This is a genomic window from Aeromonas veronii bv. veronii, assembly GCF_000820225.1.
Lineage (GTDB): Bacteria > Pseudomonadota > Gammaproteobacteria > Enterobacterales > Aeromonadaceae > Aeromonas > Aeromonas veronii.
Genome location: NZ_CDDK01000028.1, coordinates 20,779 through 46,832, shown reverse-complemented (window position 1 = coordinate 46,832; position 26,054 = coordinate 20,779). Strand labels below are relative to the sequence as shown.

25 protein-coding genes are annotated in these 26,054 nt (G+C 61.5%); 15 read left to right on the top strand and 10 right to left on the bottom strand.

Annotated features, from left to right (window positions below):
* Positions 1-211: 211 nt before the first annotated feature.
* From BN1139_RS11725 to dtd, 3 genes are all read left to right on the top strand, one after another.
* Positions 212-1,453 carry a malic enzyme-like NAD(P)-binding protein gene (locus BN1139_RS11725; protein WP_005355437.1) on the top strand — a complete coding sequence of 414 codons (1,242 nt, stop codon included), beginning with the start codon at positions 212-214 and terminating at the stop codon, positions 1,451-1,453.
* Positions 1,454-1,629: 176 nt separating this feature from the next.
* The gene (locus tag BN1139_RS11720; RefSeq protein ID WP_005355435.1) at positions 1,630-2,502 is read left to right on the top strand and encodes a virulence factor BrkB family protein; all 873 of its coding nucleotides are present in this window, start codon (positions 1,630-1,632) and stop codon (positions 2,500-2,502) included.
* Positions 2,503-2,588: 86 nt separating this feature from the next.
* On the top strand, positions 2,589-3,026 hold the full coding sequence (dtd, locus tag BN1139_RS11715; protein ID WP_005340662.1) for a D-aminoacyl-tRNA deacylase: 438 nt from the start codon (positions 2,589-2,591) through the stop codon (positions 3,024-3,026).
* Here the strand turns inward: dtd and BN1139_RS11710 are convergent.
* Complete coding sequence (locus tag BN1139_RS11710) at positions 3,015-3,695, bottom strand: spermidine synthase (RefSeq protein WP_005355433.1); 681 nt, start codon at positions 3,693-3,695, stop codon at positions 3,015-3,017. The genes dtd and BN1139_RS11710 overlap by 12 nt on opposite strands.
* Positions 3,696-3,746: 51 nt before the next feature.
* Here BN1139_RS11710 and BN1139_RS11705 point away from each other — a divergent pair, with 51 nt between their 5' ends.
* On the top strand, positions 3,747-4,655 hold the full coding sequence (locus BN1139_RS11705) for a bifunctional GNAT family N-acetyltransferase/hotdog fold thioesterase (protein WP_005355431.1): 909 nt from the start codon (positions 3,747-3,749) through the stop codon (positions 4,653-4,655).
* Between the two features lie 54 nt (positions 4,656-4,709).
* Here the strand turns inward: BN1139_RS11705 and BN1139_RS11700 are convergent, their stop codons facing one another.
* The 4 genes from BN1139_RS11700 to gntU all read right to left on the bottom strand — a co-directional run bounded on the left by BN1139_RS11700 (position 4,710) and on the right by gntU (position 12,071).
* The gene (locus BN1139_RS11700; protein ID WP_005355429.1) at positions 4,710-6,827 is read right to left on the bottom strand and encodes an AsmA family protein; all 2,118 of its coding nucleotides are present in this window, start codon (positions 6,825-6,827) and stop codon (positions 4,710-4,712) included.
* 143 nt (positions 6,828-6,970) lie between these two features.
* The gene (gene recG, locus BN1139_RS11695; protein ID WP_005355423.1) at positions 6,971-9,040 is read right to left on the bottom strand and encodes an ATP-dependent DNA helicase RecG; all 2,070 of its coding nucleotides are present in this window, start codon (positions 9,038-9,040) and stop codon (positions 6,971-6,973) included.
* A gap of 190 nt (positions 9,041-9,230) precedes the next feature.
* Complete coding sequence (pssA, locus tag BN1139_RS11690; RefSeq protein ID WP_005355420.1) at positions 9,231-10,580, bottom strand: CDP-diacylglycerol--serine O-phosphatidyltransferase; 1,350 nt, start codon at positions 10,578-10,580, stop codon at positions 9,231-9,233.
* Positions 10,581-10,730: 150 nt separating this feature from the next.
* Positions 10,731-12,071, bottom strand: coding sequence for a gluconate transporter (gene gntU, locus BN1139_RS11685; RefSeq protein ID WP_005355418.1), 1,341 nt, complete (start codon positions 12,069-12,071; stop codon positions 10,731-10,733).
* Between the two features lie 245 nt (positions 12,072-12,316).
* Here gntU and BN1139_RS11680 point away from each other — a divergent pair, with 245 nt between their 5' ends.
* From BN1139_RS11680 to BN1139_RS11670, 3 genes are read left to right on the top strand one after another with little or no spacing between them, the layout of a single operon-like run.
* A complete protein-coding gene (locus BN1139_RS11680) occupies positions 12,317-12,826 on the top strand; it encodes a gluconokinase (RefSeq protein WP_005340649.1) in 510 nt (169 codons plus the stop codon).
* A complete protein-coding gene (gene edd, locus BN1139_RS11675; RefSeq protein ID WP_005355410.1) occupies positions 12,823-14,619 on the top strand; it encodes a phosphogluconate dehydratase in 1,797 nt (598 codons plus the stop codon). Before BN1139_RS11680 ends, edd begins: the two co-directional genes overlap by 4 nt.
* 9 nt (positions 14,620-14,628) lie before the next feature.
* The gene (locus BN1139_RS11670) at positions 14,629-15,270 is read left to right on the top strand and encodes a bifunctional 4-hydroxy-2-oxoglutarate aldolase/2-dehydro-3-deoxy-phosphogluconate aldolase (RefSeq protein ID WP_005342660.1); all 642 of its coding nucleotides are present in this window, start codon (positions 14,629-14,631) and stop codon (positions 15,268-15,270) included.
* An 84-nt stretch (positions 15,271-15,354) separates the two neighbouring features.
* Here the strand turns inward: BN1139_RS11670 and BN1139_RS11665 are convergent, their stop codons facing one another.
* Entirely contained in the window at positions 15,355-16,362 is a 1,008-nt protein-coding gene (locus BN1139_RS11665) for a substrate-binding domain-containing protein (RefSeq protein WP_005355407.1), read from the bottom strand.
* An 89-nt stretch (positions 16,363-16,451) separates the two neighbouring features.
* On the opposite strand from BN1139_RS11665, the gene BN1139_RS11660 reads away from it, so the two are divergent.
* The gene (locus BN1139_RS11660) at positions 16,452-17,102 is read left to right on the top strand and encodes a Qnr family pentapeptide repeat protein (protein WP_005355405.1); all 651 of its coding nucleotides are present in this window, start codon (positions 16,452-16,454) and stop codon (positions 17,100-17,102) included.
* Positions 17,103-17,235: 133 nt separating this feature from the next.
* On the opposite strand, the gene envC is transcribed toward BN1139_RS11660, so the two are convergent.
* Positions 17,236-18,588, bottom strand: a complete 1,353-nt coding sequence (envC, locus tag BN1139_RS11655) for a murein hydrolase activator EnvC (RefSeq protein ID WP_005355402.1) — start codon at positions 18,586-18,588, stop codon at positions 17,236-17,238.
* 9 nt (positions 18,589-18,597) lie between these two features.
* The gene (gpmM, locus tag BN1139_RS11650; RefSeq protein WP_005355400.1) at positions 18,598-20,127 is read right to left on the bottom strand and encodes a 2,3-bisphosphoglycerate-independent phosphoglycerate mutase; all 1,530 of its coding nucleotides are present in this window, start codon (positions 20,125-20,127) and stop codon (positions 18,598-18,600) included.
* 246 nt (positions 20,128-20,373) lie between these two features.
* Here gpmM and BN1139_RS11645 point away from each other — a divergent pair, with 246 nt between their 5' ends.
* The 3 genes from BN1139_RS11645 to gpsA are packed head-to-tail and all read left to right on the top strand — an operon-like array spanning position 20,374 to position 22,333.
* Entirely contained in the window at positions 20,374-20,805 is a 432-nt protein-coding gene (locus BN1139_RS11645) for a rhodanese-like domain-containing protein (protein ID WP_005355370.1), read from the top strand.
* 50 nt (positions 20,806-20,855) lie between these two features.
* Entirely contained in the window at positions 20,856-21,326 is a 471-nt protein-coding gene (gene secB, locus BN1139_RS11640) for a protein-export chaperone SecB (RefSeq protein ID WP_005340639.1), read from the top strand.
* 2 nt (positions 21,327-21,328) lie between these two features.
* The gene (gpsA, locus tag BN1139_RS11635) at positions 21,329-22,333 is read left to right on the top strand and encodes an NAD(P)H-dependent glycerol-3-phosphate dehydrogenase (RefSeq protein ID WP_005355367.1); all 1,005 of its coding nucleotides are present in this window, start codon (positions 21,329-21,331) and stop codon (positions 22,331-22,333) included.
* A 69-nt stretch (positions 22,334-22,402) separates the two neighbouring features.
* On the opposite strand, the gene nfuA is transcribed toward gpsA, so the two are convergent.
* Both nfuA and BN1139_RS11625 read right to left on the bottom strand, forming a co-directional pair.
* On the bottom strand, positions 22,403-22,981 hold the full coding sequence (gene nfuA, locus BN1139_RS11630) for a Fe-S biogenesis protein NfuA (protein ID WP_005340636.1): 579 nt from the start codon (positions 22,979-22,981) through the stop codon (positions 22,403-22,405).
* A gap of 80 nt (positions 22,982-23,061) precedes the next feature.
* The gene (locus tag BN1139_RS11625) at positions 23,062-23,790 is read right to left on the bottom strand and encodes a hypothetical protein (protein ID WP_005355364.1); all 729 of its coding nucleotides are present in this window, start codon (positions 23,788-23,790) and stop codon (positions 23,062-23,064) included.
* A gap of 38 nt (positions 23,791-23,828) precedes the next feature.
* Here BN1139_RS11625 and bioH point away from each other — a divergent pair, with 38 nt between their 5' ends.
* From bioH to BN1139_RS11605, 4 genes are all read left to right on the top strand, one after another.
* Entirely contained in the window at positions 23,829-24,593 is a 765-nt protein-coding gene (gene bioH / locus BN1139_RS11620; RefSeq protein WP_005355361.1) for a pimeloyl-ACP methyl ester esterase BioH, read from the top strand.
* A 71-nt stretch (positions 24,594-24,664) separates the two neighbouring features.
* On the top strand, positions 24,665-24,898 hold the full coding sequence (locus tag BN1139_RS11615) for a flagellar basal body rod C-terminal domain-containing protein (RefSeq protein WP_005355358.1): 234 nt from the start codon (positions 24,665-24,667) through the stop codon (positions 24,896-24,898).
* A gap of 1 nt (position 24,899) precedes the next feature.
* Positions 24,900-25,667, top strand: coding sequence for a putative metalloprotease CJM1_0395 family protein (locus BN1139_RS11610; protein ID WP_005355355.1), 768 nt, complete (start codon positions 24,900-24,902; stop codon positions 25,665-25,667).
* Positions 25,668-25,752: 85 nt separating this feature from the next.
* Entirely contained in the window at positions 25,753-26,031 is a 279-nt protein-coding gene (locus BN1139_RS11605) for a hypothetical protein (protein ID WP_005355353.1), read from the top strand.
* Positions 26,032-26,054 lie beyond the last annotated feature (23 nt).

Sequence of the window (26,054 nt, the reverse complement as noted above, 5' to 3'; positions counted from 1 at the left end):
GCCGCCCTTTTTGCGCCATTTTTACCCCACGCAGCAGGATCTATAACTAAAGTGGTAGGCGTGAGTGGGGTAAGGTGCTGAAATAACTGGTCTGATCTGGCTGGCGGTAGCATGATCTGCTGGGAATGCCCCCTGCTTTCTTTTATGATCCCCGCCCTTCTGTGTGCCCCCTGTCGGCACCTCATTTGCACCAACCACATCGGGGTCCCCCATGTCCGATCTGCGTCAAGAAGCACTCGATTACCACGCCCTGCCTGTACCGGGCAAAATTGCCATCGCCCTGACCAAGCCTGCCGAAACCGCCCGCGATCTGGCGCTGGCCTACAGCCCGGGTGTTGCCGAGCCGGTGCGCGAGATCGCCGCCAACCCGGCCGATGCCTATCGCTATACCGGCAAGGGCAATCTGGTGGCCGTCATCTCCAACGGCACCGCCATTCTGGGTCTGGGCAATCTGGGGCCGCTGGCCTCCAAGCCGGTGATGGAAGGCAAGGCCCTGTTGTTCAAGCGCTTCGCCGGTATCGACGCCATCGACATCGAGGTGAAGCACGAGACCAGCCAGCAGTTCATCGACACGGTAGCGGCTATCGCCGATACCTTCGGTGGCATCAATCTGGAAGATATCAAGGCGCCGGAGTGTTTCGAGATTGAAGAGGCGCTGATCGCGCGCTGCGACATACCGGTGTTCCACGATGATCAGCATGGTACCGCCATCGTCACCGCCGCCGGTCTGCTCAACGCGCTGGAAGTGCAGGGCAAGCAGATCAGTGACAGCCGCATCGTCTGCATGGGGGCGGGGGCTGCCGCCACCGCCTGCATGGATCTGCTGATCAAGTGTGGCGCCAGAGCGCACAACATCTTCATGCTGGATCGTCAGGGTGTTATCCACACCGGCCGCAGCGATCTCAACAAGTACAAGCAGCGCTTCGCCAACGAGACCCCGTTGCGCACCCTGATGGATGTCATCGAAGGGGCGGATGTGTTTGTCGGTGTTTCAGGCCCCGACGTGTTGCCCGCCGAAGCGGTCGCCCTGATGGCGCCCAACCCGGTGATCTTTGCCTGCTCCAACCCGGACCCGGAGATCAAGCCGGCGCTGGCCCACGCGGTGCGCAGCGACCTCATCATGGGCACCGGCCGCTCCGACTACCCGAACCAGATCAACAACGTGCTCTGCTTCCCCTTCATCTTCCGCGGTGCCCTCGACGCCCGTGCCAGCCGCATCAACGATGCCATGAAGATTGCCGCGGTCGAGGCGATCCGTGCGCTGGCCAAGGAGCCGGTGCCGGTCGAGGTGCTGATCGCCGCCGGGGTGAGCGAGCTCGCCTTCGGCAAGGATTACGTCATTCCCAAGCCGATGGATGCCCGTCTGCTGCCGCGCGTAGCCCGCGCCGTGGCGCTGGCGGCGGTGGCCTCCGGCATTGCCCGCATCGAGCTGCCCGCGGACTACATGCTGTAATCCGGCGTTGCAAACGGCCCCATAGCGGGGCCGTTTTGATTTCTGCTTCTGACGACAGCCAGAGACGCCAGCCGGGCGACAGGTTGGGGTAGATGGAGGCAAATCGGGTACAAAGGTGGTCAAACAGCGCTCTCCTCTGACACAATATTGCCACTATGACGCTAACGAGAATCAAGATGCAGCAGCCTGTCAGCGGCCGTTTGGCCCACGTCCTCTCCTTCTTGCGCCATGATGGTCGCCACTTTGCCCAGTTTGTCTGGGGCCGTTTCCAGCAGGACAGATTGACGGTTACCGCCGGTTATCTGGCCTATGTCACCCTGCTTTCACTGGTGCCGATGATCGCAGTGGTCTTTGGCATGATGTCCGCCTTCCCGGTGTTCCAGAGCCTCAAGCAGGCGATGGAGCAGTTCGTCTACCACAACTTTGTGCCGACTGCGGGAGATATGCTCAAGGAGTACATCGACGGCTTCGTCGCCAATGCCACCAACACCACGGCAGTGGGGATTGGGGCGCTGGTGGTGGTGGCGTTGATGCTGATCTCCGCCATCGACAAGAACCTCAACTACATCTGGCGTTCGACCCAGGGCCGCCCGCTGGCGCAGGCCTTTGCCATGTACTGGATGATCCTCACCCTGGGGCCCGTGCTTATCGGGGCCAGTATCGCCATCTCCTCCTATATCTTCTCGCTGCGGCTGTTTGGCGCCGAGAGCCTGTTCGGCATCGGCTATCTGCTGTTGCGGGGTTTGCCGTTCCTCTTCTCGGTGCTCACCTTCCTGCTGGTCTATACCGTGGTGCCGAACTGCAAGGTGCGGCTGATCCACGCCTTTATCGGTGCGCTGGTAGCGGCGACCCTGTTCGAGCTGGCCAAGCGCGGCTTTGCCATCTACATCACCAACTTCCCCTCCTATCAGGCCATCTACGGCGCGCTGGCTACCATCCCGATCCTGTTTGTCTGGGTCTATCTCAGCTGGCTGGTGGTGCTACTGGGGGCTGAAACCACGGCCTGCCTCGGTGAATATGAGAAACCGGCGAGTGAGGAGCTTGGCTAAGCCATCGCCTTGCCCACCAGTTTATTGGTAGCATCGACGACCGCCCCTGCGAGGGGGCGGTCGTTCTGTTTTCAAAGGAGAGGGATGTGATTGCATTGATTCAGCGGGTCAGCGAGGCCAGCGTGACTGTCGAGGGGGAGGTGACCGGCGCCATCGGTCAGGGATTGCTGGTGCTGCTCGGGGTGGAGCAGGGGGATGATGAGGCCAAGGCCGACAAGTTGCTGCATCGGGTCAGTGGTTATCGCATCTTTCCGGATCAGGAGGGCAAGATGAACCTGAATGTCAGCCAGATCGGCGGCAGTCTGCTGGTTGTCTCCCAATTCACGCTGGCGGCGGATACCAAGCGAGGGATGCGTCCCAGCTTCTCCTGCGGTGCTCACCCGAGCGAGGCCGAGCGGCTCTATGACTACTTCGTGGCCAAGGCTTCCGCCAGCGGCATCCCGACCGAAACCGGCCGTTTTGCCGCCGACATGAAGGTGGCGCTGGTCAACGAGGGGCCGACGACCTTCTGGCTACAGGTCTGAGGATGTCTCGTCCCGCGGTGTGACGTGGACGATCACGTTGATAAGCCCCGCAACCGGATAGGGGGTGGCCGGGCCAATCCACTGTTCGATCAGTGTCAGGGCGTGGGTTAGCTCCAGTTCTGTGCGCGGCAGCAGGTTGATGACCAGAGTGCCGCAGAGGCGGGGAGCCAGCGCCCGGTAGAGCCGCTCCTGAAACAGCAGCAGCGGGTTGCCATCCTGACTGAAGAGATCGAGCAGGATGAGATCGTACTGCTGTTCGCTCTGCTCCAAAAAGGCGAGGGCATCGGCCTGATGGAGTGCCGGAGCAGCGCGTTCATCGCTCTCCTGATGCTGGAAAAACTGCTGATAAACGGTCAGCACCTCTTCGTCGAGGTCGACGCACTCGTGGCGGGCATCGGGCCAGCGTTGGCAGAGATGGCGAGTGAGATCGCCGCCACCCAGCCCCAGTTCGAGGATCTGCTCAGCCCGCTCCGGCAGCAGGCAGGCGATGACCCGCTGATGGGGCAGACAGAGGGTGGCGGGGTTGGCGAGCGACATGGCGGATTGCACCACGCCGTCTATCTCCAGCCAGCGGTGCTGGTCATTTTCCTGTACCGTGAGGCGGCGCTGGGGTTTGACGCTGAGGTGCAACAAGTGATCGGCTTGGTACGCTTGCAGATTGAAGTCCATGAATTTGCACGGCAAGATGGTTTCCGACCAGTGTAACTCAAGGATGAAACTATGTACCGGGTAGTCACCCCTCAAACGGCAGCCGAGCTGGATGCCTACTACCAGTTGCGCTGGGAACTTCTGCGTAAGCCCTTCAATCTGCCCGTCGGTTCCGAGCGGGACGAATACGACTCGGTCGCCATTCACCGGCTGATGCTGGCACCCGATGGTACCCCCATCGCGGTGGGCCGCCTCTTTATCGGCGGCGACGAGGCACAGATCCGCTTTATGGCGCTGCGGCCCGAATATCGCGGCCAGGGGCTGGGTGCCCAAATGGTGGAAGATCTCGAGCAGTTGGCCCGCAGCGAGAAGGTGAAACGGCTGGTGATGAACGCCCGTCAGGAGGCGGTGGAGTTCTATCGCAAGTGCGGTTTTCTCGAAGTGGGGGGTGGCCCTGTCTCATTTGGTCGCATTCCCCATCGCCAGATGATCAAATCCCTGAGCCCGTTGCAGACTATCCAGTACCGGCCGGAGTGGTGTCAGGATCTCACCACCCGCTGGTCACGCGGGGTGCCCATCAGCGAGAAGATGGGGATGCACATCAGCCACTACGACGGCCAGACCTTCCATCTCAAGGCCAATCTGGCGGCCAACTTCAACGTGCATGGCAGCATGTTCGCCGGCAGTGTCTACAGCCAGTGCGTGCTGGCGGGCTGGGGGCTGATCTGGCTGCAGCTTAAAGAGGAGGGGCTGGTGGGCGAGCCGGTGCTGGCCGAGAGCACCATCAAATATCATGGTCCGGTCGATGAGGAGCCCGAGGCGCGAGTGGCCCGCGAGGGGATGCCCGCCGTGCTGCAGCCGCTCAAACGGGGGGAGCCTGCCACCTTCAGCCTCAAGATCCAGCTGTTCAGCGGCAGCAAGCTGGCGGCTGAGTTCTGCGGCCACTACGTGGTGCAGCCGCCCCGCCGTCCGGGCCAGTAACCGCGTCGTTTCCCCATCAAACAACAAGGCCTCATCATGAGGCCTTGTCTGTTTTTACCCTTGCTGGCTTTCGCTTGTCTGCCCGGCTTGGGTCTGCACTTGGGCCTGGTTTTGGGCTTTCGGTGCGGGAGCCGGTCGCCAGAGCGGGGCGCTGTTGCCTTGCGGCGGATAGCGTACTCCCACTTCCCAGCCGCAGGCGTCCTGCTTCTGCGGGAAGCTCCAGGCCAGCGTGGGTTCCGTCAACGGCCCGCGCCACTGGCCGAGCAGCTCGGCGCAGCGGTTGCCATTGAGCACTCCCAGATCGAGCTGCCACTGCTCGTTGACCAGATCGATCCCACCTTGCAGCGCCAGCAGATGGGTGATGGTGGAGGCGCCAGCCTGCTCGACTTGTAGTTGCCCCTTGTCGATCTTGCCCTGCAGCTTGATGCGGTAGAAGGGGGTGTCACCCTCCTGCATCGCCTGCCACAGCTGTTCCGGCGTCAGGGTGGGCGGGGTCGCTCCCTTGAACCACTCATCCAGCAGCGGATCTATCTTCACCTTGTCCCAGAACGGCTCGTCGGCATCGAGGGCAAAGCTGCCCTGCAGGGTTTGGCGCCACTCGCCTGCCGTTTTGCCATGTTCGGCTTGCAGATCGGCGCTCACGTCCGCCTTGCCAGCGAACGAGACAGGGGAGTGGAATATCTTGCCCCACTGCTGCAGATCGAGCTTGGTTGCCTGCAACTGCAGGCGGCTGCCCTGGCCCGGTTCGCGGCCCCACTGACCACTCAGGCTGAGGGTGCCCTCATCCGGCAGCGAGCTGGTGAGTTTGCCCAACTGCCACGAGCTGGGGGTCAGCTCCCCATCCAGTTCACCGTTGCGGGCGCTGAGGCCATCCCACACCAGCTCGAACCACTTGCTCTCGATACGGGCACGGCCGAGCAGCGGGCCGGGTTGGTTATCGCGCAGGGCGAGATCGCTCAGATAGAGCTGCCAGCCGGTCAGCGACAGGGGCAGGGTATCGTCGAAGGAGAGCACCTTGAGCTTGTCGAACGCCAGCTTGCGGATATCGACCTGCTGCGGGCGCCAGCTCTGCCAATCCTGCCACCACCCTTGCGGCAGGCTGATATCCATGCCGCTTAGCGCCACGTCTTTCAGGGTCAGCTTCTGCTGCTGGGTATCGAGGGAGAGCTCGACATTGAACTCCCCTTCATAGGCCTTGCCCTGCAGTTCGCCGTCGATCTGCTGGGGCGAGAAGGCGAGCTTGCCCTTGATCTCCTCCAGCTGGAACAGACCACGGCCCATGTCCCCCAGGGTGCCGCTCAGATAGCCGGTGGGCTGGTTGCCCGCCTGCCAGTTGAAGGCGGTGAGCTGGCCGCTGAAGTTGTTGAAGGAGAGCTCCTGATTGATGTCGTTGAGGCTGACGCCGTCCAACTGACCGCGATCCAGCGACACGCTTTGCAACGGGAAGCGCTGCGGGAAGCCTTGCTGTGTCAGATCCCCCAGCTCCACCCGCATGCCGCGCGCCTTGAGATCGTGCAGTTGCAGGGTACGAGCGGGCCAGTCCAGCACCATGCCGGTCTCCAGCAGACCGTCGAACAGGTTGGTCACCAGCTTGTCGGTGCGCAGCACTTCTCCTTCCAGCTGTCCTTGCAGGTTGAGACGGGCGAAGGTGAACTGCGGAGTCTCCAGCTGGCCGATATTGAGGCTCAGGTTGGCCTGTGGCTGCCGTTTCGGATCGATCAGCTCCCAGTCGCTCAGGGTGGCATTGAGGCCGCGCAGGGTCAGCTCGGGGCTTTCCAGACTGAGCCTGTCTATGGTGCTGTCGCTGATGGTGAGGGAGTGCACCGGCAGGCTCGGCAGCTGGTTGGGCAGCGGCAGCTTGATGGCGGGACGGATCAGATCTAGGTGGGCGATCCGCACGTCGCGGCTCAGCCAGTCGATGCTTTCGATCTCCAGATAGATCTTGTCGAGGGAGACCGCATCGCCGTAGCGCACCTGCTCTGCCAGCAGGGTGTAGGGGTGGAGCGGGTTGAATACCAGCCGCCCTATGGTGACCGGTACACCGGTCTGCTGGCTGATCCAGCTGGCGATGGGGCCTTTGGCGCGTTCGGCGTCGAACAGGCCGAGGGCAACCCAGACAAAGAGCAGCAGGAAGGCGAAGGTGTAGAGCAGGCCGCGTAGCCAGGAATTCATGGTTGCTTTCCTCCTGTTTTGGGATGTGTTGTCAGGCGTTTGAGTAGTGGTCTCGCAGACCGAGCCAACGGCGAATCAAGGGTTCGACATGACTTGGGTGCCTATCCATAAGGAGATGTGCCCATCTTCTGCATCTACCTCGATCAGGCATTGGAATAGTGATCCCGTAAGCCGAGCCAACGGCGAATCAAGGGTTCGACATGGCTTGGGTGCCTATCCATGAGGAAGCGCGCCATTTTTTGCACCTGCGGAATAAGCGGCTGATCCCGCACCAGATCGGCGATCTTGAGGTCGGCCAGACCGGTCTGGCGAGTGCCGAGCAGTTCCCCCGGGCCGCGCAGTTCCAGATCGCGCTGGGCGATGAGGAAGCCGTCGTTGGTCTCCCGCAGCACCCCGAGTCGGCTCTGGGCCGTCTTGGACAAGGGGGCATGATAGAGCAGCACGCAGTGAGAGGCTACCGCCCCCCGGCCAACCCGCCCACGCAACTGGTGCAACTGCGCCAGCCCAAGCCGTTCCGGGTTCTCGATGATCATCAGGCTGGCGTTGGGCACATCCACCCCCACCTCGATGACGGTGGTGGCGACCAGCAGTTGCAGTATGCCTGCCTTGAACTCCTCCATCACCCGCTGTTTCTCCACCGGCCGCATCCGGCCGTGCACCAGCCCGATATGCAGACCGGGCAACAGGTTCTGCAGCTCGGCAGCGGTATCCTCGGCAGCCTGGCACTCCAGCACCTCCGACTCCTCGATCAGGGTGCAGACCCAGTAGGCCTGCTTGCCCTCGGTGCAGGCGAGCTTGACCCGCTCGATCACGTCGCCGCGACGGCTGTCGGGCAGCGCGACTGTGGTGATGGGGGTTCGGCCCGGCGGCAGTTCGTCGATGACCGAGGTATCGAGGTCGGCATAGGCGGTCATCGCCAGGGTGCGGGGGATCGGGGTGGCGGTCATGATGAGTTGATGGGGATGCACCCCCTCACGTTCCCCTTTCTCGCGCAGGGCGAGGCGCTGATGCACCCCGAATCTGTGCTGTTCATCGATGATGACCAGCGCCAGACGCTGGAACACCACCTGCTCCTGAAAGATGGCGTGGGTGCCCACCACCATCTTGACGCTGCCATCTTTGATCGCGGCCAGCGACTCTTCCCGCGCCTTGCCTTTCTGTTTGCCCGCCAGCCAGCCGACTCCGATGCCGAGCGGCTCCAGCCACTTGGCGAAGTTGATGGCGTGCTGTTCTGCCAGCAGCTCGGTCGGCGCCATCAGCCCCACCTGACAGCCGTTGCCGATAGCCTGCAGGGCGGCCAGCGCCGCGACCAGGGTCTTGCCAGAGCCCACATCCCCCTGCACCAGCCGCATCATGGGGTGGCTCTGTTGCAGATCCTTACTTATCTCGGTCACTACCCGGCTCTGGGCGCCGGTGGGCTTGAACGGCAGGGCGCCGAGCAGCTGTTCAACCAGCTCGGGCGCCGGTTTGAGCGCGCGAGCCAGCTGGGTTTGCGCCTGAGCGCGCACCTTAAGTACCGAGAGGTTGTGAGCCAGCAGCTCCTCCAGTACCAGTCGCTGCTGGGCCGGATGCTGGCCGCTTTCCAGCAGCGGCAGCGCCACCGAGGGGGGCGGGCGGTGCAGCAGCTTCAGGGCGGCGGCCAGCTCAATCTGGTGGGGATAGAGGCCGGCGGGCAGCAGCTCCTCCACGCCATAGAGGTCGAGCTGGGCCAGCGCCTGATCGGTGAGGTTGCGCAGGGTGAGCTGGCGCAGCCCTTCGGTAGTCGGGTAGACGGGGGTGAGCGCCTCTTCGGTCTGGCCGGCTTGCTCCTCGCCGAGCAGCTTGTACTCGGGGTGGGCCATCTCCAGCCCGTATTTGCCGGGGCGCACCTCGCCAAAGCAGCGGATCAGGCGGCCCGCCGCCAGACTGTTTTTCTGGGCGGCGGTGAAGTTGAAAAAGCGCAAGGTGAGGGTGCCGGTACCGTCGCTGATGCGACAGACCATCATGCGGCGGCGCCCCATCACCAGCTGAGTGTCCTGGATTTCGCCCTCGACGGCGCCGTGCAGGCCGGGCGGCAGATCGCCGATGGGCCACACTTGGGTGCGGTCCTCGTAGCGCAGGGGGAGGTGGAACAGCAGGTCCTGTACCGTGGCCAGCCCCAGCCGCTCGAGCTTCTCCTGCATCTTGCTGCCGACACCCTTGAGGCTATCGAGAGGAATTTTATCCAATTTCATCAATTAGATGCCCGAAAACACTGTAAATATGTCCAGATGATAGGGGTTGTTGAGGGGCCGATGCAAGCCGAGTTGCTGCTGGCAGGGCCGCCAACGTAGGGGAAACGGCGGATATAACAAAGGCCTGCCGAAAACGGGAGGCCTCTGTGCGGTTGCCTACAGGCAAGGTGCGGGCGCATGGCGCCCAAGGTCAGATGATGCGTTTGAGCAGCAAATGGGCCTTGACCCGATGGATCCGTCCCAGCAGCTTGCGCACCTGTTCCGGGTAGTCCTGAATCTGTTCCACCTGATCGAAGTGACTGATCCGCTTGGTGTTGGTCAGGATGTTCTCCCGCTCCGCGTTGAACTGGGGACGCAGCAGGTGGCGACGATCGTGTACCAGCAGGCCGTTCTCCAGATCCAGTGCCCAGGCGCGGGGGTTGAGGTTGTTGCCGGTGAGCAGGGCCCACTCGTCATCCACGAATATCCCCTTGAGATGGTAGGAGTTGCGCTCGCAACACCAGAGCATCAGGTTGAGGCGACCGTCGTCGATGTGGCGCTGGTTGCGCTCGGCAAACTTGCGCAGGTTGGTCTCGTAGAGATAGGGCAGGCCACCGATGGTGGAGAACTTCTCTTCCGGCGGAATGAAGAAATCGTTGGCGGTCTTGTCGCCCACTACGATGGTGACTTTGCAACCGCGCTGCAGCAGATCCTCGATATCCTTGCTCAACTCCTTGGGCGGGTTGAAGTAAGGAGTGCAGATGAAGATCTCCCGCTCGGTGGCGCGCACCAGATTGCGGATCATCAGGTTGAGCTGATTGTTGCGTTTGCCCAGACCCACCATGGGGGTTACAGCCACCTCCTGGGTGTTGACCGGCATGGTGCTGAAGCGGTACTGGCTCTGGCGCAGGTTCTGCTTGAAGCGACGGATCGGCCCCTTCAGCTGTTTGGCGCTGGGGATATCGTTGTGATCCAGTCGCTGCACCGCGTCGCTCTTCACGAACAGGTCATCCACATAGTTGACCATGCTGCGGGCCAGCTCCGGGCTGGTAATCTGGTGATAGCGATCGAAGCGGTAGCGATCCTGCTGATGCAGGTAGATGTCGTTGAGGCTGGCGCCGGAGTAGAGCACCACATCATCGAAGATGAAGCCCTTGAGGTGGAGCACGCCGAGCAGCTCGCGCCCTTTTACCGGCACGCCGTAGATTTCGATCTGGTGCTCGTGTTCGGCAGCCATGGCCTGATACATCAGGTGGTTGCCGCCCTGCTTGCCCTTGCCGATCAGGCCGCGCTGGGCACGGTGGAAGTCGACGAACAGCTTGATGTCGAGGGCCGGATTGAGCTGCTTGGCGGCGTAGAGGGCGGAGAGGATCTCCCGGCCTGCTTCGTCATCCTGCAGATAGAGCGCGACCAGATAGATGCGCCGGGTGGCACTGGCGATAAGCGCAAGAATGCGGCGTTTGAAATCCTGGGCGCTATAGAGCACTTCAAACTGATCCGCTGCGACGGCGATCTGGGGCAGGCGCGCCAGCAGTTGTCGATAATGGGCCGATGAATGCATAGATAAACCTGAAATCACGGGGTTAAGCGTTCCACTCGGAGCGATGAATAGGCGATTCTAGCAATCTCGCCCTCTCAGCCAAAGAAAGAATCATCAGAAAGATGAAAAAGGCCTCACGAGTGAGGCCTTTTTGTCAGCATTTCCTCCTTGTCAGAGGAAGCTGTAGATGATCATCGCCATCACGCCGCCGGTGGTGCCGATGATGGTTTCCATCACGGTCCAGGTCTGCAGGGTCTGCTTCTCGGTCAGGCCGAGGTAGCGGTTGGCCAGCCAGAAACCGGAGTCGTTGACGTGGGAGAGCACGATGGCACCGCCGCCGATGGCGATGGTGACGGCAGCCAGCTGGGCACCGTTCAGGCCGAGCGGCTCCAGCATCGGCAGCACCAGACCGCAGGCGGTCAGCATGGCGACGGTGGCAGAGCCCTGAATCACCCGTACCGCAGCGGCCAGAATGAAGGCCAGCGCGACGATGGGCAGACCGGAGTCGGCCAGCATGTTGCCCAGAGCGGCACCCACACCGGAATCAACCAGTACCTGCTTGAAGACGCCACCGGCACCGGTCACCAGGATGATGACACCGGCGGGCTGGATGGCGCTGTTGCAGACGCTCATCACCTCGTCACGGGACATGCCGCGGCGAATACCCAGCAGATAGAAGGCGGCCAGACAGGCGACCATGATGGCGGTGAAGGGGTGGCCGATGAACTCCAGCCAGTTATGCAGGGTGGAACCCGCCTCGACGAAGCGACCGACGATGGTCTTGAGGCCGATCAGCAGCAGCGGCAGACCGATCAGACCCATGGCCAGCCCGAAAGAGGGCAGGGATTTGCTGTCATCGTGGACGCTGTTCTGGGCATCGGCAGGCAGCGGCACATCGACGATCTTGCTGATGAAGTCACCGAACAGCGGGCCAGCCAGGATCAGCGCCGGTACGGCGGCGATCAGGCCGAACAGGATCATGTAGCCGAAGTCGGCACCCAGCTGGGAAGCGACCAGGATCGGGCCCGGCGCCGGAATAAGGAAGGCCTGGCAGGTGGCGATACCGGCCAGCAGGGCGATACCAATCTTCACCACGCTGCCGCCGCCACGACGGACGATGGCGAAGGCGACGCCGATCAGCAGCACCACGGCCACATCAAAGAAGAGCGGCAGGGCGCAGACAAAGCCGGTCAGGGCCATGGCCCAGTTGGCGCGCTTGACGCCGAACTTGCCGAGCAGGGTGTGAGCCACCCGGTCGAGGGCACCGGTCACTTCCATCACCTTGCCGAACATGGCGCCCAGCGCCACCACCACGGCGACGAAACCGAGGGTGCCACCCATCCCTTTCTGGATGGTGTTGGCGATATCGGCCGGGTTCATGCCAGCGGCGAGACCCGCCACCATGGAGACCAGGATCAGGGCTACCACGGCGTGGAGCCGGGCCTTCATCACCAGGAAGAGCAGCAGCACAATGGAGCCGGCGGCTGTCATGATCAGGGAGAGGTCAGACATTGTTATGCGTTCCTTTTTCCAAGTTCAGTCGTGACACCTTGCCGATCCGTCGGCAAACCATATCTTTATGATTTATTTAGATTTATGGCAAGGGCTCAACATCATATGCCCAGGTGACTATGGGTTTGCTCAGTCTGTGGCAGACTTCACATTTTCAATCGTTACCGGTAACATGTTACCGGTAACGTGTTAGATTAGAACCCATCAACAGCTGGTTTTTTGAAAAGTGGGACAGAGGTCAAATTATGGCGGGTAAGTGCATTATCGTGATGGGTGTGTGTGGTAGCGGCAAATCCAGCGTGGGTCTGAAAGTGGCCGAAGCGCTGGGCGCCAAGTTCATCGATGGTGATGACCTGCACCCCAAGGCCAACATCCAGAAGATGGCTGGCGGCAACCCCCTCAACGATGAGGATCGTGCCCCCTGGCTGGAGCGGATCCGCGACGCCGCCTACAGTCTCGAGCAGAAGAACGAGACCGGCATCATTGTCTGTTCCGCCCTCAAAAAGAAGTACCGCGACCAGATCCGCGAAGGCAACGAGTCGGTCAGCTTCATCTTCCTCGATGGCAGCCAGCCGCTGATCCTCGAGCGGATGCGTGCCCGCAAGGGCCACTTCATGCGTGAAAGCATGGTACAAAGTCAGTTCGATACCCTGGAGCGCCCGGATGGCGAAGCCGGTGTATTCCACATTGATATAGACGGCACCTTCGAACAGGTGGTTGACCGCGCCGTCACAGCATTGGAGCAAGCCCAATGATTCATCAGGTAATTTCCGACGTCACCGCCCGCATCCGCGAGCGCAGTGTCGCCCGTCGTCAGGCATTTCTGGCCCGCATCCAGCGTCAGGCAGAGCAGGGCAAGACCCGCGCCGCTCTGGCCTGTGGCAACCTGGCTCACGCCGTGGCTGCCTGCAGCAGTGACGAGAAGGGTCGCATTCTCGATATGACCCGCGCCAACGTCGGCATCGTCACCGCCTACAACGATATGCTGAGCGCCCATCAGCCCTATCAGGGCTATCCGGATCAGATCAAGGCGGTGCTGGCCGAGCTGGGCCACAGCGCCCAGGTCGCCGGCGGCGTGCCCGCCATGTGCGACGGCGTGACTCAGGGTCAGCCGGGGATGGACATGTCCCTCTTCTCCCGCGACCTGATCGCCCAGGCGACCGCACTGTCGCTCTCTCACAACACTTTCGATGCCACCCTGCTTCTCGGTATCTGCGACAAGATCGCTCCGGGTCAGATCATGGGGGCCCTCTCCCACGCTCACCTGCCGACTGCATTTGTGCCTGCTGGCCCGATGGCGAGCGGCATCAGCAACGACGAGAAGGTGAAGGTGCGTCAGAAGTACGCTGCCGGTGAAGTGGGTCGCGATGCCCTGCTGGAGATGGAGTGCGGCGCCTACCACGCGGCAGGCACCTGTACCTTCTACGGCACCGCCAACACCAACCAGCTGGTATTCGAGGCCATGGGCCTGATGCTGCCGGGCTCTGCTTTTGTGCATCCCCATAGCGAGCTGCGCCGCGCCCTGACCGCCGAAGCGGCCCGTCGTATCAGCGCCATGATCCCGGGTTCCCCGGCCTATCGCCCCCTGAGCGAAGTGCTGGATGAGCGCTCGCTGGTCAACGGTCTGGTGGCCCTGCTCGCCTCCGGCGGCAGCACCAACCACAGCATCCACATGGTGGCGCTGGCCCGCGCCGCCGGTCTGGTGCTGACCTGGGATGACATCAGCGATCTATCCGACGTGGTGCCGCTGCTGGTTCGCATGTACCCGAACGGCCCGGCTGACGTCAACGCCTTCGAACAGGCGGGCGGCGTGCCCGGCCTGATGCGCCGTCTGGCGCAAGAGGGGCTGATCCACATGGATGCCACTCCGGTCTTTGGCGAGATGCAGGATTACCTCAGCCGTCCGGCACTGGTCGATGGCCAGCTGGTATGGCAGCCGGTGGGCGAGAGCGGCGATGCGAGCGTATTGTCACCTTCCGGCAGCGTATTCCAGGCCACCGGCGGCACCAAGCTGCTGGCGGGCAATCTGGGTCGCGCCGTGGTCAAGGTCTCCGCCGTGGCTCCCGAGTATCGGGTTATCGAAGCGCCAGCGCGGGTCTTCTCCTCCCAGCATGCGGTGGAAGCGGCCTACAAGGCGGGCGAGCTCAATCAGGATGCCGTTATCGTGGTACGCCACAATGGCCCGGCCGCCAACGGCATGCCGGAGCTGCACAAGTTGATGCCGGTGCTCGGCAACTTGCAGAAGGCGGGTTACAAGGTGGCGCTGGTCACCGATGGCCGCCTCTCCGGCGCCTCCGGTAAGATCCCGGCCGCCATCCACGTCACTCCGGAAGCGCTGCACGGCGGGGCCATCGGCTTGCTGGCTGACGGCGACCTGCTGCGGGTTGACGCGGTAAACGGCAGCCTCGACTGCCTGACCGATTTGAGTGGCCGTACCCAGGCCGAGATTGACCTCACTCTGGAACAAGAGGGGTGGGGCCGTGAACTGTTCAGCGTGATGCGTCGCGCGGTATCGAGCGCCGAGTGTGGCGCTACCATCTTTGACTAAGGAAGAGCTATGCAGAACTGGAAAGTGACCCCGGCCGAGGTGTTTGCCGCCTCCCCGCTGGTACCCGTGATGGTTATCAACGAGCTGGATCAGGCCCTGCCGATGGCCAAGGCGCTGCTCGACGGCGGCATCTCTGTCTTCGAAATCACCCTGCGCACCCCGGTGGCGCTCGATGCTATCGCCCTCATTGCCAAGGCGATGCCGGATGCCATGGTCGGTGCCGGTACCGTGCTCAACTGCGAGCAGTTTGACGCAGCCGTTGCTGCCGGTGCCCGCTTCGTCATCTCCCCGGGGATGACCCCGGCCCTGCTGGCCCACGCGGCCAAGAGCACCGCGCCGCTGATCCCGGGCGTGGCAACTCCGTCTGAAGTGATGCAGGCGCTGGAAGCGGGTTATGACCATCTGAAGTTCTTCCCGGCCGAAGCGAACGGCGGCACCAAGGCGCTCTCCGCCATTGCCGCGCCGCTGCCCCAGGTGAAGTTCTGCCCGACCGGCGGTATCGGCCCGAAAAACGTGGCCGACTATCTGGCGCTCAAGTGCGTCGCCACCGTCGGCGGCTCCTGGATGCTGCCGGCCGATGCGGTCAAGAGCGGCAACTGGGAAGAGGTGACCCGCCTCTCCCGCGAAGCGGTTGAGCTGGTAAAACGCTAAGCATCAGTTGTGCAGAAAACCAAACAGGCCACCCTCGGGTGGCCTGTCTGTTATCGGCGTGACTTCAGTGGGTGAGGGAAGGGATTACCCCAGACTCTCCCCGACATAGAGGGAGAAGCCGATATCCTTGCGGGTGTCGGGTTGGGATTGGCCGTTGAGACGAGCCAGCAGCATGGTGGCCGCCTCCCGACCGATCGCTTCCCGCGGGGTGGCGATACTGGCTAGCTTGGGGGTCATGGCGTGGCCGATGTCGAGAGCGTTGCAACCGGCGATGGCGATCTGCTGGGGCACCGGGATCCACTTGGCCTGACACTGCAGCAGGGCGCCCACCGCCAGGTCATCGTTGGTGCAGAACAGGCCGTCGAGGTCGGGATAGCGTACCAGCGCCTGATCCAGCAGCTCGCCCCCCAGAGTGAAGCTGGAGGATTGTTCGGTCAGCAGATGCTGGCCGGTGAGGCCGAAGTCGGTCATCGCCTGATAGTAACCCTCCATCCGCAGCTGGGTACGCACGTCGAGCCGCGCTCCCAGATAGACCACCTTGCGTCGGCCCCGGTGCAGCATCTCTGTTACCATGGCCCGGGCCGCGGCTCTATGATCCATGCCGACCACCATGTCGATGGGGGTTTGTGGCAGATCCATGGTCTCCACCACCGGAATGCCGGCGGTGGCGATCATCTTGCGGGTGCGTTCGGTGTGCTGGCTGTCGGAGAGGATCAGCCCATCCACGTGATAGGAGAGCAGGGACGCGACCTGTTCCTCCTCTCTCTCCGGACTGTAGCCGTAGTGGGCCAGCAGGGTCTGGTAACCGGCCGGTCGGGTCACCGACTCGATGCCGTGGATCACCGCCGAGAAAACCTGGTTGGAGAGGGAGGGGATCAGGATGCCGATCGCCTTGCTGGTCGCGTTGGAGAGAATATCCGGTGCCCGGTTGGGGATATAACCCAGCTCTTCCACCACAGCCGCGATCCGCTCGCGGGTCCCCTCCGCCACGGTCTGCGGGTCGCGCAGATAGCGGCTGACAGTCATCTTGGTCACGCCGGTCTGGTCGGCGATATCTTGCAGGGTGGGGCGGCGCTTGCGGGTGGGGCTCATAGGGGTGTCCAGCGTGGATGTTACATGTAACATTACCGTTTTTGGCGGATAAAGTCAGCATATGAAGCCGTTTTTGCAGGAGTTTTCCGATGAGCAGAGGCAAGCAGTTCGTGGATGTCCGGTTCGAGCAACAGGATGTGGAGGGGGAGCAGTTCTCGGAGTGCCGCTTTATCGGCTGTAATTTCTCCTGGCTGGATTTGAGCGATAGCCGCTTCATCGACTGCAGCTTCTACGATCGGGAGAGTGAACGGGGCTGCCTGTTGCAGGGTTGCGATCTGCGCGAGGCCAGCTTCCTGCGCTGCGATCTCACCATGGCCGATTGCAGCCGCAGCCAGTGTCTGGGGTTGGAGATGCGCGACTGTCAGGCGGTCGGCATCAACTTCAGCCATGCCAGCTTCGCCAACCAGATCACCGCGAAAAGCTACTTCTGCGAGGCCCATCTGACCGGCAACAACTTCAGCTACGCCAGCTTCGAGGGCAGCCTGCTGGAGAAGTGCGAGCTGACCGGCAACCGTTGGCAGGGGGCCAACCTGTTTGGTGCCTCGCTGGTGGGTTCCGATCTCAGCGGCTCCGAGTTTGGCCAGATTGACTGGACCAGCTTCAAGCTGCAGGGCTGCGATCTGCGCCAGTGCGATCTGCCGGGGCTGGATCTGCGCCGGGTCGATCTGCAAGGGGTGCAGATCAACGAGGATCAGCAGCAGACCTTGCTGGAGCAGATCGGTCTGGTTGTCTTCCCCTGAGCCGAGCGAAAAATTAGGTAATTTTTCATCAAATAGGAGTGACAGCGGGTTGCTGTACTCCTGAAACGACAAAAGCCTGCGTGATGCAGGCTTTTGTTAGTGAGCGTGTGATGCGTTTGTCGGCCGGCTTGACTCAACCCTTGGCCAGCCATTTGGTTGGGTTGATGGCCTCGCCCTGATAGCGAATTTCGAAGTAGAGGCCCGGTCTGTCCTGACCGCCACTGTCACCGACCAGTGCCACAGGTTCACCCTGTTCCACATTCTGGCCAACCTGACGCAGCAGCGATTGATTGTGACCGTAGAGGCTCATATAGCCTTTGCCGTGGTCGATCACCAGCAGCATGCCGAAACCGTCGAGCCAGTCGGCGTAGACCACTTGTCCCGGTGCAACCGCCTTGACCTGGGTCCCTTCGCTGGCGCCGATCAGGGTGCCTTTCCACTTGAGCTGGGCAGTGCGCGGCGAACCGTAGGAGATGAGGATCGGTCCCTGTACCGGCCAGCGCAGGCTGCCATTGGTCTTGAGACCACTGTAGTGACCGGCACTGCTGATGCCCGAGCCACGCTCCGGTTTGCTGCTGGCTACCTCTTCGGCCGGTTCTGCCGGTTTGACGGTTTTGTTCTGCTGAGCGGCGAGTCGTTGTTGCTCGGCGCGGCGCTGTTCGGCCAGCTTGCGCTGACGCTCCTGCTCCGCTTTCAGCTTGGCCAGCCGCTCCCGTTCAGCCCGTTCGCGGCGCTCCTGCTCTTCCCGCTTGCGACGCAGCTCTTCCAGCCGGGCTTTCAGCGCTTTCTCCGCCTTGACCAGCTTGGTGAGCTTCTGCTCGTCATCCTGTACCGACTGCTGCAACTGGTTGCGCACCTTGGCCCGGCTCTGCTGGCTGGCCAGCAGGGTCTGGTGATGCTCCTGCTGTTCGGCAAGCAGGGTTTGCAGTCTGGTCTCGGTCTCTTTGGTTGCCTGCTGGTTTTTCGCCAGCTTGTCGCGGGTGGCGCGCAGGGTGTCGATGGCCTCGATGCGGGCCTTGTTGAGGTAGTCGTAGTAGTCGAGTGAGCGGCTCAGTTTGGCCGGATCCTGCTGATTGAGCAGCAGTTTGAGGTAGTCGTGGTTGCCCGCCTGAAAGGCGCTCTCCGCCTGCTTGGCCAGCAACTGCTTTTGATGTTTGGCTTGAACTTCCAGCCCCAGCTTGTCTTTTTGCAGGGTCGCCAGCGTCTGCTGGTTCTGCTTCAACTGCTTCTTGGTCTGGTTGAGTTTGGCGGCGGCGGCCGAGATGGCCTGCTCGTCAGCCTTGAGCTGGGTATTGAGCTTGGCAAGCTCCTGCTTGCTGAGCTTGATGGTCTGCTGTTGTTCCTTGATCTGGGACTGCATGGTCCCCAGCTGCTGATTGGCGGCCAAAGCCGGTTTGCTGGCGCCAAACGACAGGCAAAAAAACAGCGCGCCGGCCAGCAGGCCGACGCGACTGGTTTTCTGTGAAATAACTTCGCATCCCCGCATGGGGAAGGATTATTTCAGAATCATCAGGGGCTTGCCAGTCATTTCCGGCGGTACCGGCAGACCCATCAGGGTCAGCATGGTGGGTGCCAGATCGGACAGTTTGCCACCTTCAACTACCTCGGCTTTGCGACCGAAATAGATGAGCGGGACCGGCAGATTGGTGTGGGCGGTGTGGGCCTGACCAGTCTCTTCGTCCAGCATCTTCTCGGCGTTACCGTGGTCGGCAGTGATCAGGCACTCGCCACCCACTTCGGCCAAGGCGTCGGTCACGCGACCGATGCAGTGATCAACGGCTTCACAAGCTTTGACGGCGGCATCGAACACACCGGTGTGACCAACCATGTCGCCATTGGGGTAGTTACAGATGATGACGTCGTACTTGCCGCTCTTGATGGCCGCAACCAGCTTGTCGGTCAGCTCTTCGGAGCTCATCTCCGGCTGCAGGTCATAGGTCGCCACTTTCGGGCTGGCCACGATCTCGCGATCTTCGCCGGTGAAGCAGGACTCTTCGCCACCGTTGAAGAAGAAGGTGACGTGAGCGTACTTCTCGGTTTCGGAGATGCGCAGCTGGGTCTTGCCCTGCTTGGCCAGCCACTCACCCAGGGTGTTGACCAGAGCGGTCGGCGGGTAGGCACAGGCAGTTTTGATGTCGGCCGCGTATTCGGTCAGCATCACGAAGTTCAGCTTCGGCTCGACTGCACGGGCGAAGCCGGTGAAGTCGGTGTCAACGAAGGCGCGGGTGATTTCACGGGCACGGTCGGCACGGAAGTTCATGAAAATCAGCGCATCGCCATCTTCCATCGGGGCAGCTTCGCCGATGCGGGTTGCTTTGACGAACTCGTCGTTCTCGTCGCGGGCATAGGCGGCAGACAGCGCTTCGGTGGCGCTCTCGGCGGTGAACTCGCCCTTGCCCTGGGTCATCAGGTCATAGGCTTGCTGCACGCGATCCCAGCGGTTGTCACGGTCCATGGCGAAGTAACGGCCGATCATGGAAGCGAAACGACCCTTGCCCAGCTTGGCGAACAGGGCATCGAACAGCTCGATGGAGGACTGGGCGGAGCGCGGCGGAACGTCGCGGCCATCCAGGAAGGCATGCAGATAGATCTTCTCGGCGCCACGCTTGGCTGCCATTTCGATCATGCCCATGATGTGCTCTTCGTGGCTGTGTACGCCACCCGGGGACATCAGGCCCATGATGTGAACGGCTTTGCCGTTGGTCACGGCAGCGTCAACAGCCTTGGCCAGCTCGACGTTCTGGAAGAATTCACCGTCCTGGATGTCTTTGGAGATGCGGGTCAGCTCCTGATAGACGATGCGACCGGCACCGATGTTGACGTGGCCCACTTCGGAGTTGCCCATCTGGCCATCCGGCAGACCGACGTCCAGACCGGAGCCGGAGATCAGGGTGCTGGTGTAGTCACGGGCCAGACGATCGAGGTTGGGAGTCTTGGCGGCAGCGACGGCGTTGTGCTCTTGCTTGGTGCTGTAGCCCCAACCGTCCATGATGACCAGAACCAAAGGTTTCTTAGCTGTTGACATAAGACTATGTCCTCTCGGATTGGAAAAAATGCGGGAAATGAAACTAGCGTAATATTACTACATCTGCCGAAATAGTCACCTGATAGCCAAGGGGCGCTCCCGCGGCCCCGCAAGCCACGCCTTTCCTGCCATGCTCGCTGCCCAATGATGATGGGAGCCTGCTCGCGCTTTGCCGCCAAGATGGCTGATCTTATCAATACCCCCATGTATACTCGGGCCCTTGTCTTGGTCCCTGGATAGTAGAAGATGCAAGAGTATTTGGATTTTGCGGCCCGTAACCCGCTGCTGACCGCAGCCTGGTTGGGTCTGGCTGGCACCCTGGTTTACACCACTGTGCGTGCCCGTTTGTCACCGGTAAAAACCGTCAACAATCACACCGCGACCCTGCTGATCAACCGCGAGAATGCCACCGTGGTGGATATTCGCAGTCAGGAAGAGTACGCCAAGGGCCATCTGGCCGGTGCCCAGCACCTGCCGCTGACCCAGATCCAGAGCAATAATCTGGGCCCGGTTGAAAAGCATAAAGATGACCCCATCATAGTGGTGTGCGAGTCGGGAATGACTGCGGGCGGCGCGGGCCGTCAGCTGAGCAAAGCTGGCTTCAAGCAGGTTTATGTGCTCGGCGGTGGCATGGCCCAATGGCGTGCAGAAAATCTGCCGGTAACCAAGAAACGCTGATTTAAGCAGGGCCTGAGCCCACTTATCCATATAACAAGGAATCAAACGAAATGGCTGACGAGATCAACAACCAGGAAGTACAACCGGAATTCCACATCCAGCGTGTTTACACCAAGGATGTCTCTTTCGAAGCGCCGAACACCCCGCACATCTTCCAGAAAGAGTGGCAGCCGGACGTCAAGCTGGATATGGATACCAAGACCAACATCCTGGCTGAGAACGTGTACGAGGTTGTCCTGACCCTGACCGTAACTTGCAAACTGGAAACCGAAACCGCCTTCCTGTGCGAAGTACAGCAAGCTGGTATCTTCACCATCGGTAACCTGCCGGAGCCGCAACTGGCTCACTGCCTGGCTGCCTTCTGCCCGAACATCCTGTTCCCGTATGCCCGCGAAGCCGTGGCCAACATGGTGAGCAAGGGTTCCTTCCCGCAGCTGAACCTGGCACCGGTCAACTTCGATGCCCTGTTTGCCCAGCACATGGCGCAAGCACAGGCCCAGCAGGCGACTGCGGAAGCCTGATAATGGCTGACCAGATCGCTATCTCGGTCTTGGGGGCGGGGTCTTATGGCTCCGCCCTTGCCATTTCTCTGGCGCGCAACGGTCATCCGACCCTGCTGTGGGGTCACGACCCCGTTCATGTCGCCGAGCTGGAACAAGACCGCTGCAACAAGGCTTTTCTGCCTGATGTCCCTTTTCCTGCCGATCTGCAGCTAACTGCGGATCTGCAACGTGCGGTACAGGCTGCCCCCGTGCTGCTGCTGGTCGTGCCGAGCCATGTATTTGGCGATGTGCTGACCCGGATCAAGCCCTTCCTGCGCCCCGATACCCGTATCGCCTGGGCCACCAAGGGTCTGGAGCCGGACAGTGGCCGTCTGCTGCAGGATGTGGCCCGTGAAGTGCTGGGTGACGAGATACCGCTGGCGGTCATCTCCGGCCCCACCTTCGCCAAGGAGCTGGCTGCCGGTCTGCCGACCGCCATCTCGGTCGCTTCGACCCACGACGAGTTCGCCGACGATCTCTCCCACCTGCTGCACTGTGGCCGCTCGTTCCGGGTCTATACCAATCCGGACTTCGTCGGTCTGCAGCTGGGTGGGGCGGTGAAGAACGTCATCGCCATCGGTGCCGGTCTCTCCGACGGGCTCGGGTTTGGCGCCAATGCCAGAACCGCGCTCATCACCCGGGGTCTGGTGGAGATGCAGCGTCTGGGTGCGGCGCTGGGTGCCGATGCCAAAACCTTTATGGGGATGGCGGGGCTCGGGGATCTGGTGCTCACCTGTACCGACAACCAGTCGCGCAACCGTCGCTTCGGGCTGGCCCTCGGGGCTGGCAAGGATGTGAACACCGCCATGACTGAGATAGGTCAGGTGGTGGAGGGGTATCGCAACACCAAAGAGGTGCATCTGCTGGCGGCCCGCTGCGGCGTCGAGATGCCCATCTGCGAGCAGATCTTCAAGGTGCTCTACGAGGGTAAGAACCCGAAAGAGGCGGCCATCGCCCTGCTGTCGCGAGACAAGAAGGACGAGTAACCTGCCGATTGCCCATGCAAAAGGCCCCGCCAGATGGCGGGGCCTTTTCTTTGCTGCAAGGGCTGCAGATCAGTAGTAAGAGTGGTCGCCGCGCTGGTGCTCGGTGGCGTCTTTCACACCGTTGAGCTCACCCGGGAACTTCTCCAGCAGCTGCTTCTCGATACCCTCTTTCAGGGTGTAATCGACCATGGAGCAACCGTTGCAACCACCGCCAAACTGCAGGATGGCCAGTTTGTCTTCAGTCAGCTCGACCAAGGTGACCTTGCCACCGTGACCGGCCAGCATGGGGTTCACTTCGGACATCAACACGTACTCGATGCGCTCGATTAGCGGCGCGTCGTCGGCCACTTTACGCATCTTGGCGTTCGGTGCTTTCAGGGTGAGCTGGGAGCCCATCTGATCGGTCACGAAGTCGATGGTTGCATCCACCAGGAAGGGGGCGCTCAGGGGATCGACCATGCAGTCGAAGCCGCTGAAGGGCAGGTGTTGATCTTCCGGGTCCACGGCATCGGGCGGGCAATACGATACGCCACACTCGGCATTCTGGGTTCCCGGATTGACCACAAACACCCGGATATTGGTGCCATCAGGCTGTTTTTCCAGCAGTTTACGGAAATGGGCCTGGGCGGCGTCGGAAATGCTGATCATCACTATCCTCATAAACCTGAGTGTACGACTAGGGTATTCATGATAACGCGGTTATTAATGCTTGGGTAGCATGCCGATGGCTACTTGCTGTGCCGCAGGGTACGACAGATCGCCCACACTTCTACCTTTGTGATGCCGCTCTCATGGAGCAGACGGCTGAGCTGACCGGCGGTGGCGCCTGTGGTCACAACGTCATCGAGCAGGGCGACATGACGGTATTGGTGGGAGCGGATCCGGAATGCCTCGCGCAGATTGCGCCGCCGCTGCCCGGCGCTCAAGGTTGTTTGTTGCGGGGTCGCCTTGATGCGTTGCAACAGAGTGTTGTCGCAGGGAATACCGGTGAACTCGCCAAGGGCTTGTGCGATCTCCTCCGCCTGATTGAACCCGCGCCGCCACTGCCGCCACCAGTGCAGGGGAACCGGAATGATCGCCTCCGGCGGCTCGCGGCTATCCAGATGATCGGCCAAGAGGCGTGCCAGTAGCGGCGCCAGCAGGATCTGGCCGGAATATTTAAGCCGGGGGATCAGCATGGGGTAGGGGGTTTGGTAGTCGCCAATCACCTGCAACCGCTCCCAGGGGGGAGGTCTGCGCTGGCAGCGACCACAGACCGGTATGCTCTCTTCTATATAGTCAGCCAGCGGTGCGGCGCAGAGGTGGCATCTCGGCTGTGACTGGTGCAGCGCCTGCCGACACCAGCTGCAGAGCAGGGGCTCGTTGTCGCAAGGCTGATGACAGAGCAGGCAACTCCCTTGCCAGTCGCCGTGGTTGCCGAGCAGCGGGCTTGCTTTAGCGAGCAGTCGCTTTAACATGCTGACCCCAAGAGCATGAACAGGGATCTTGAGTCTAGATGAGCATATCGGTAGAGCAGTTTGGCCAGGGGCCCGATCTGGCGTTGTTGCACGGTTGGGGGATGAACGGTGCGGTCTGGCATGGTATTGCCCAACAGTTGGCGCCCCACTATCGGGTTCATCTGGTAGATTTGCCTGGTTTTGGCAACAGCCTGCTGGCAGACGAGGTGGATTACAGCCTGCCCTGGCTTGCCGAGCAGGTGGTCGCCATCTTGCCGCAGAAGTGTCATCTGCTTGGCTGGTCGCTCGGCGGTCTGGTGGCAAGCCAGTTGGCGCTGACGCATCCCGATCGGTTGCACTCCCTGATCACGGTAGCCAGCTCTCCCTGCTTTATGGCGCGGGACGAGTGGCCCGGAATTGCCCCCAAGGTACTGACCGGCTTCAACCAGATGTTGGCGGGGGATTTTCGCCAGACCATAGAGCGCTTTCTGGCGATCCAGGCGATGGGCAGCGAACATGCCCGAGATGATATCCGTCAGTTGCGCCACTGGCTGGCCGAGCGCCCGGCGCCCCAGTTTGCCGCGCTTGAGGCCGGGCTGACGCTGTTGGCCGACATTGACCTGCGCGAGCCGCTGCGGGAGCTGGATCTGCCCTGGTTGCGGATCTATGGCCGACTGGATTCATTGGTGCCCAAGGCGGCCATTCCCCTGCTGGATGATCTCTACCCTGCCAGCCGCAGCGTGACTCTCAATAAGGCCTCACACGCACCTTTTATCTCCCACCCTGACGAATTCATTGAAATCGTTCGAGATTTTGTTGGCTAAAAAACAGCCTGCAAGCTTCATTAATCCTCTGGTCTGGCGGATAATTAAGCTGTGACCAGAGGAGTAACACCATGCGTATTGATTCTGCTTTCAACAGCGGGGTACAGGGATTTCAGCGAGCCGAGCAGATTGCCGACAAGGCATCCAATCAGATCGCCCGCCTCAACACCCTCAGCGGGGATCAGGTGCAAGTGACCGATGAGCTTGTCAATCTCAAGGTGGCCGAGCAACAGGCTGGCGCTTCCGCCAAGGTAGTGCAGACTGCCAGCGATATGATGGGAACCCTGATCGACATCCGGGTGTGAGATGAACATCAATGTCAGTCTGCCTCCCCTTATCCCGACACAGCTGCAACCCCAGGTGGAAGCGGCGAGGACGGATAATCGCCGGGCAGAACTGATCCCGCAGGCCCGAGCGGGCCAAGCCTCCGTTGCCGAATCCGAAGTCGGCTCCCAGAAAGAGAAATCCAAAGTCGGTCAGGCCTCCAGCAATCAGACCTCCCAGAACAGCCGTGAAACCGGGCAATTAGCCCCGACGACACTGCCAGATAATCGCTTTGTCGAGGCCACCGGTGAGGATGGGCAGCGCAAGCAGCAAGATCCCAAACAGCAGGAGCAGCAACAGCGGCAAGAGCAGCAGGTTCAGGATCTTGTCGAGCGTGACAAGGAGGTGCGCACTCACGAGCAGGCGCACCAGTCTGCGGGTGGAGAGTACGCCAGCTCGCCCACCTATCAGTTTACGCAAGGGCCGGATGGCAAGCGTTATGCTACGGGTGGCGAAGTCCAGATCGATACCAGTGTCGTACCCGGTGACCCTGCGGCTACCATCGCCAAGATGCAGCAGATCCGCGCTGCAGCGCTGGCGCCTGCCGAGCCTTCCGCGCAGGATCTGGCCGTCGCGCGCAGCGCCGCCGCGAGTGAAGCCAAGGCGCGCAAAGAGCTGATGGCCGAGCAGAGCGCGAAATCGGGCGGTGTGCTGAGTGCCTATATGGACAAGCGCAACAGCGTCATCGCGGGCCACTATCGACAGGCTGTCAGCCCGGCCTCGACCCAGTCCCTCAGTCTGCATATCTGAGTCACCCTCGTCAAACTTTCAGCTGCTTTGCCTGTTTTGCAACTAACCTGAAGATCAGGCCCATTCCAATTTCACAGGAGCTGTCATGCATTTCGATGAAGTCAAAGCGGAAGATTTCACCACCTTCTCCCGTGTACCGCCCCCCCACCTGCAGATGGAGCAGTTTCTGATGCAGCTTGGAGGAGGGGGAACTGAAGGAACCAGTTTCAAGAAGAAAGTGATGCTGGCGGCTGGCTGGAGCCACACCGGCGTCGTCTCTTACGGCAAGTATCCGCAAGAGGCCTGCAAGGCATTCAACCGACTGCGGGAGGTGCTGGCCCAGCATGGAGAGCCCGAGAGCATTCTTGCTGCCCTGACGCAGTAATCCTGAGCTTCGCGTGTAAAAAA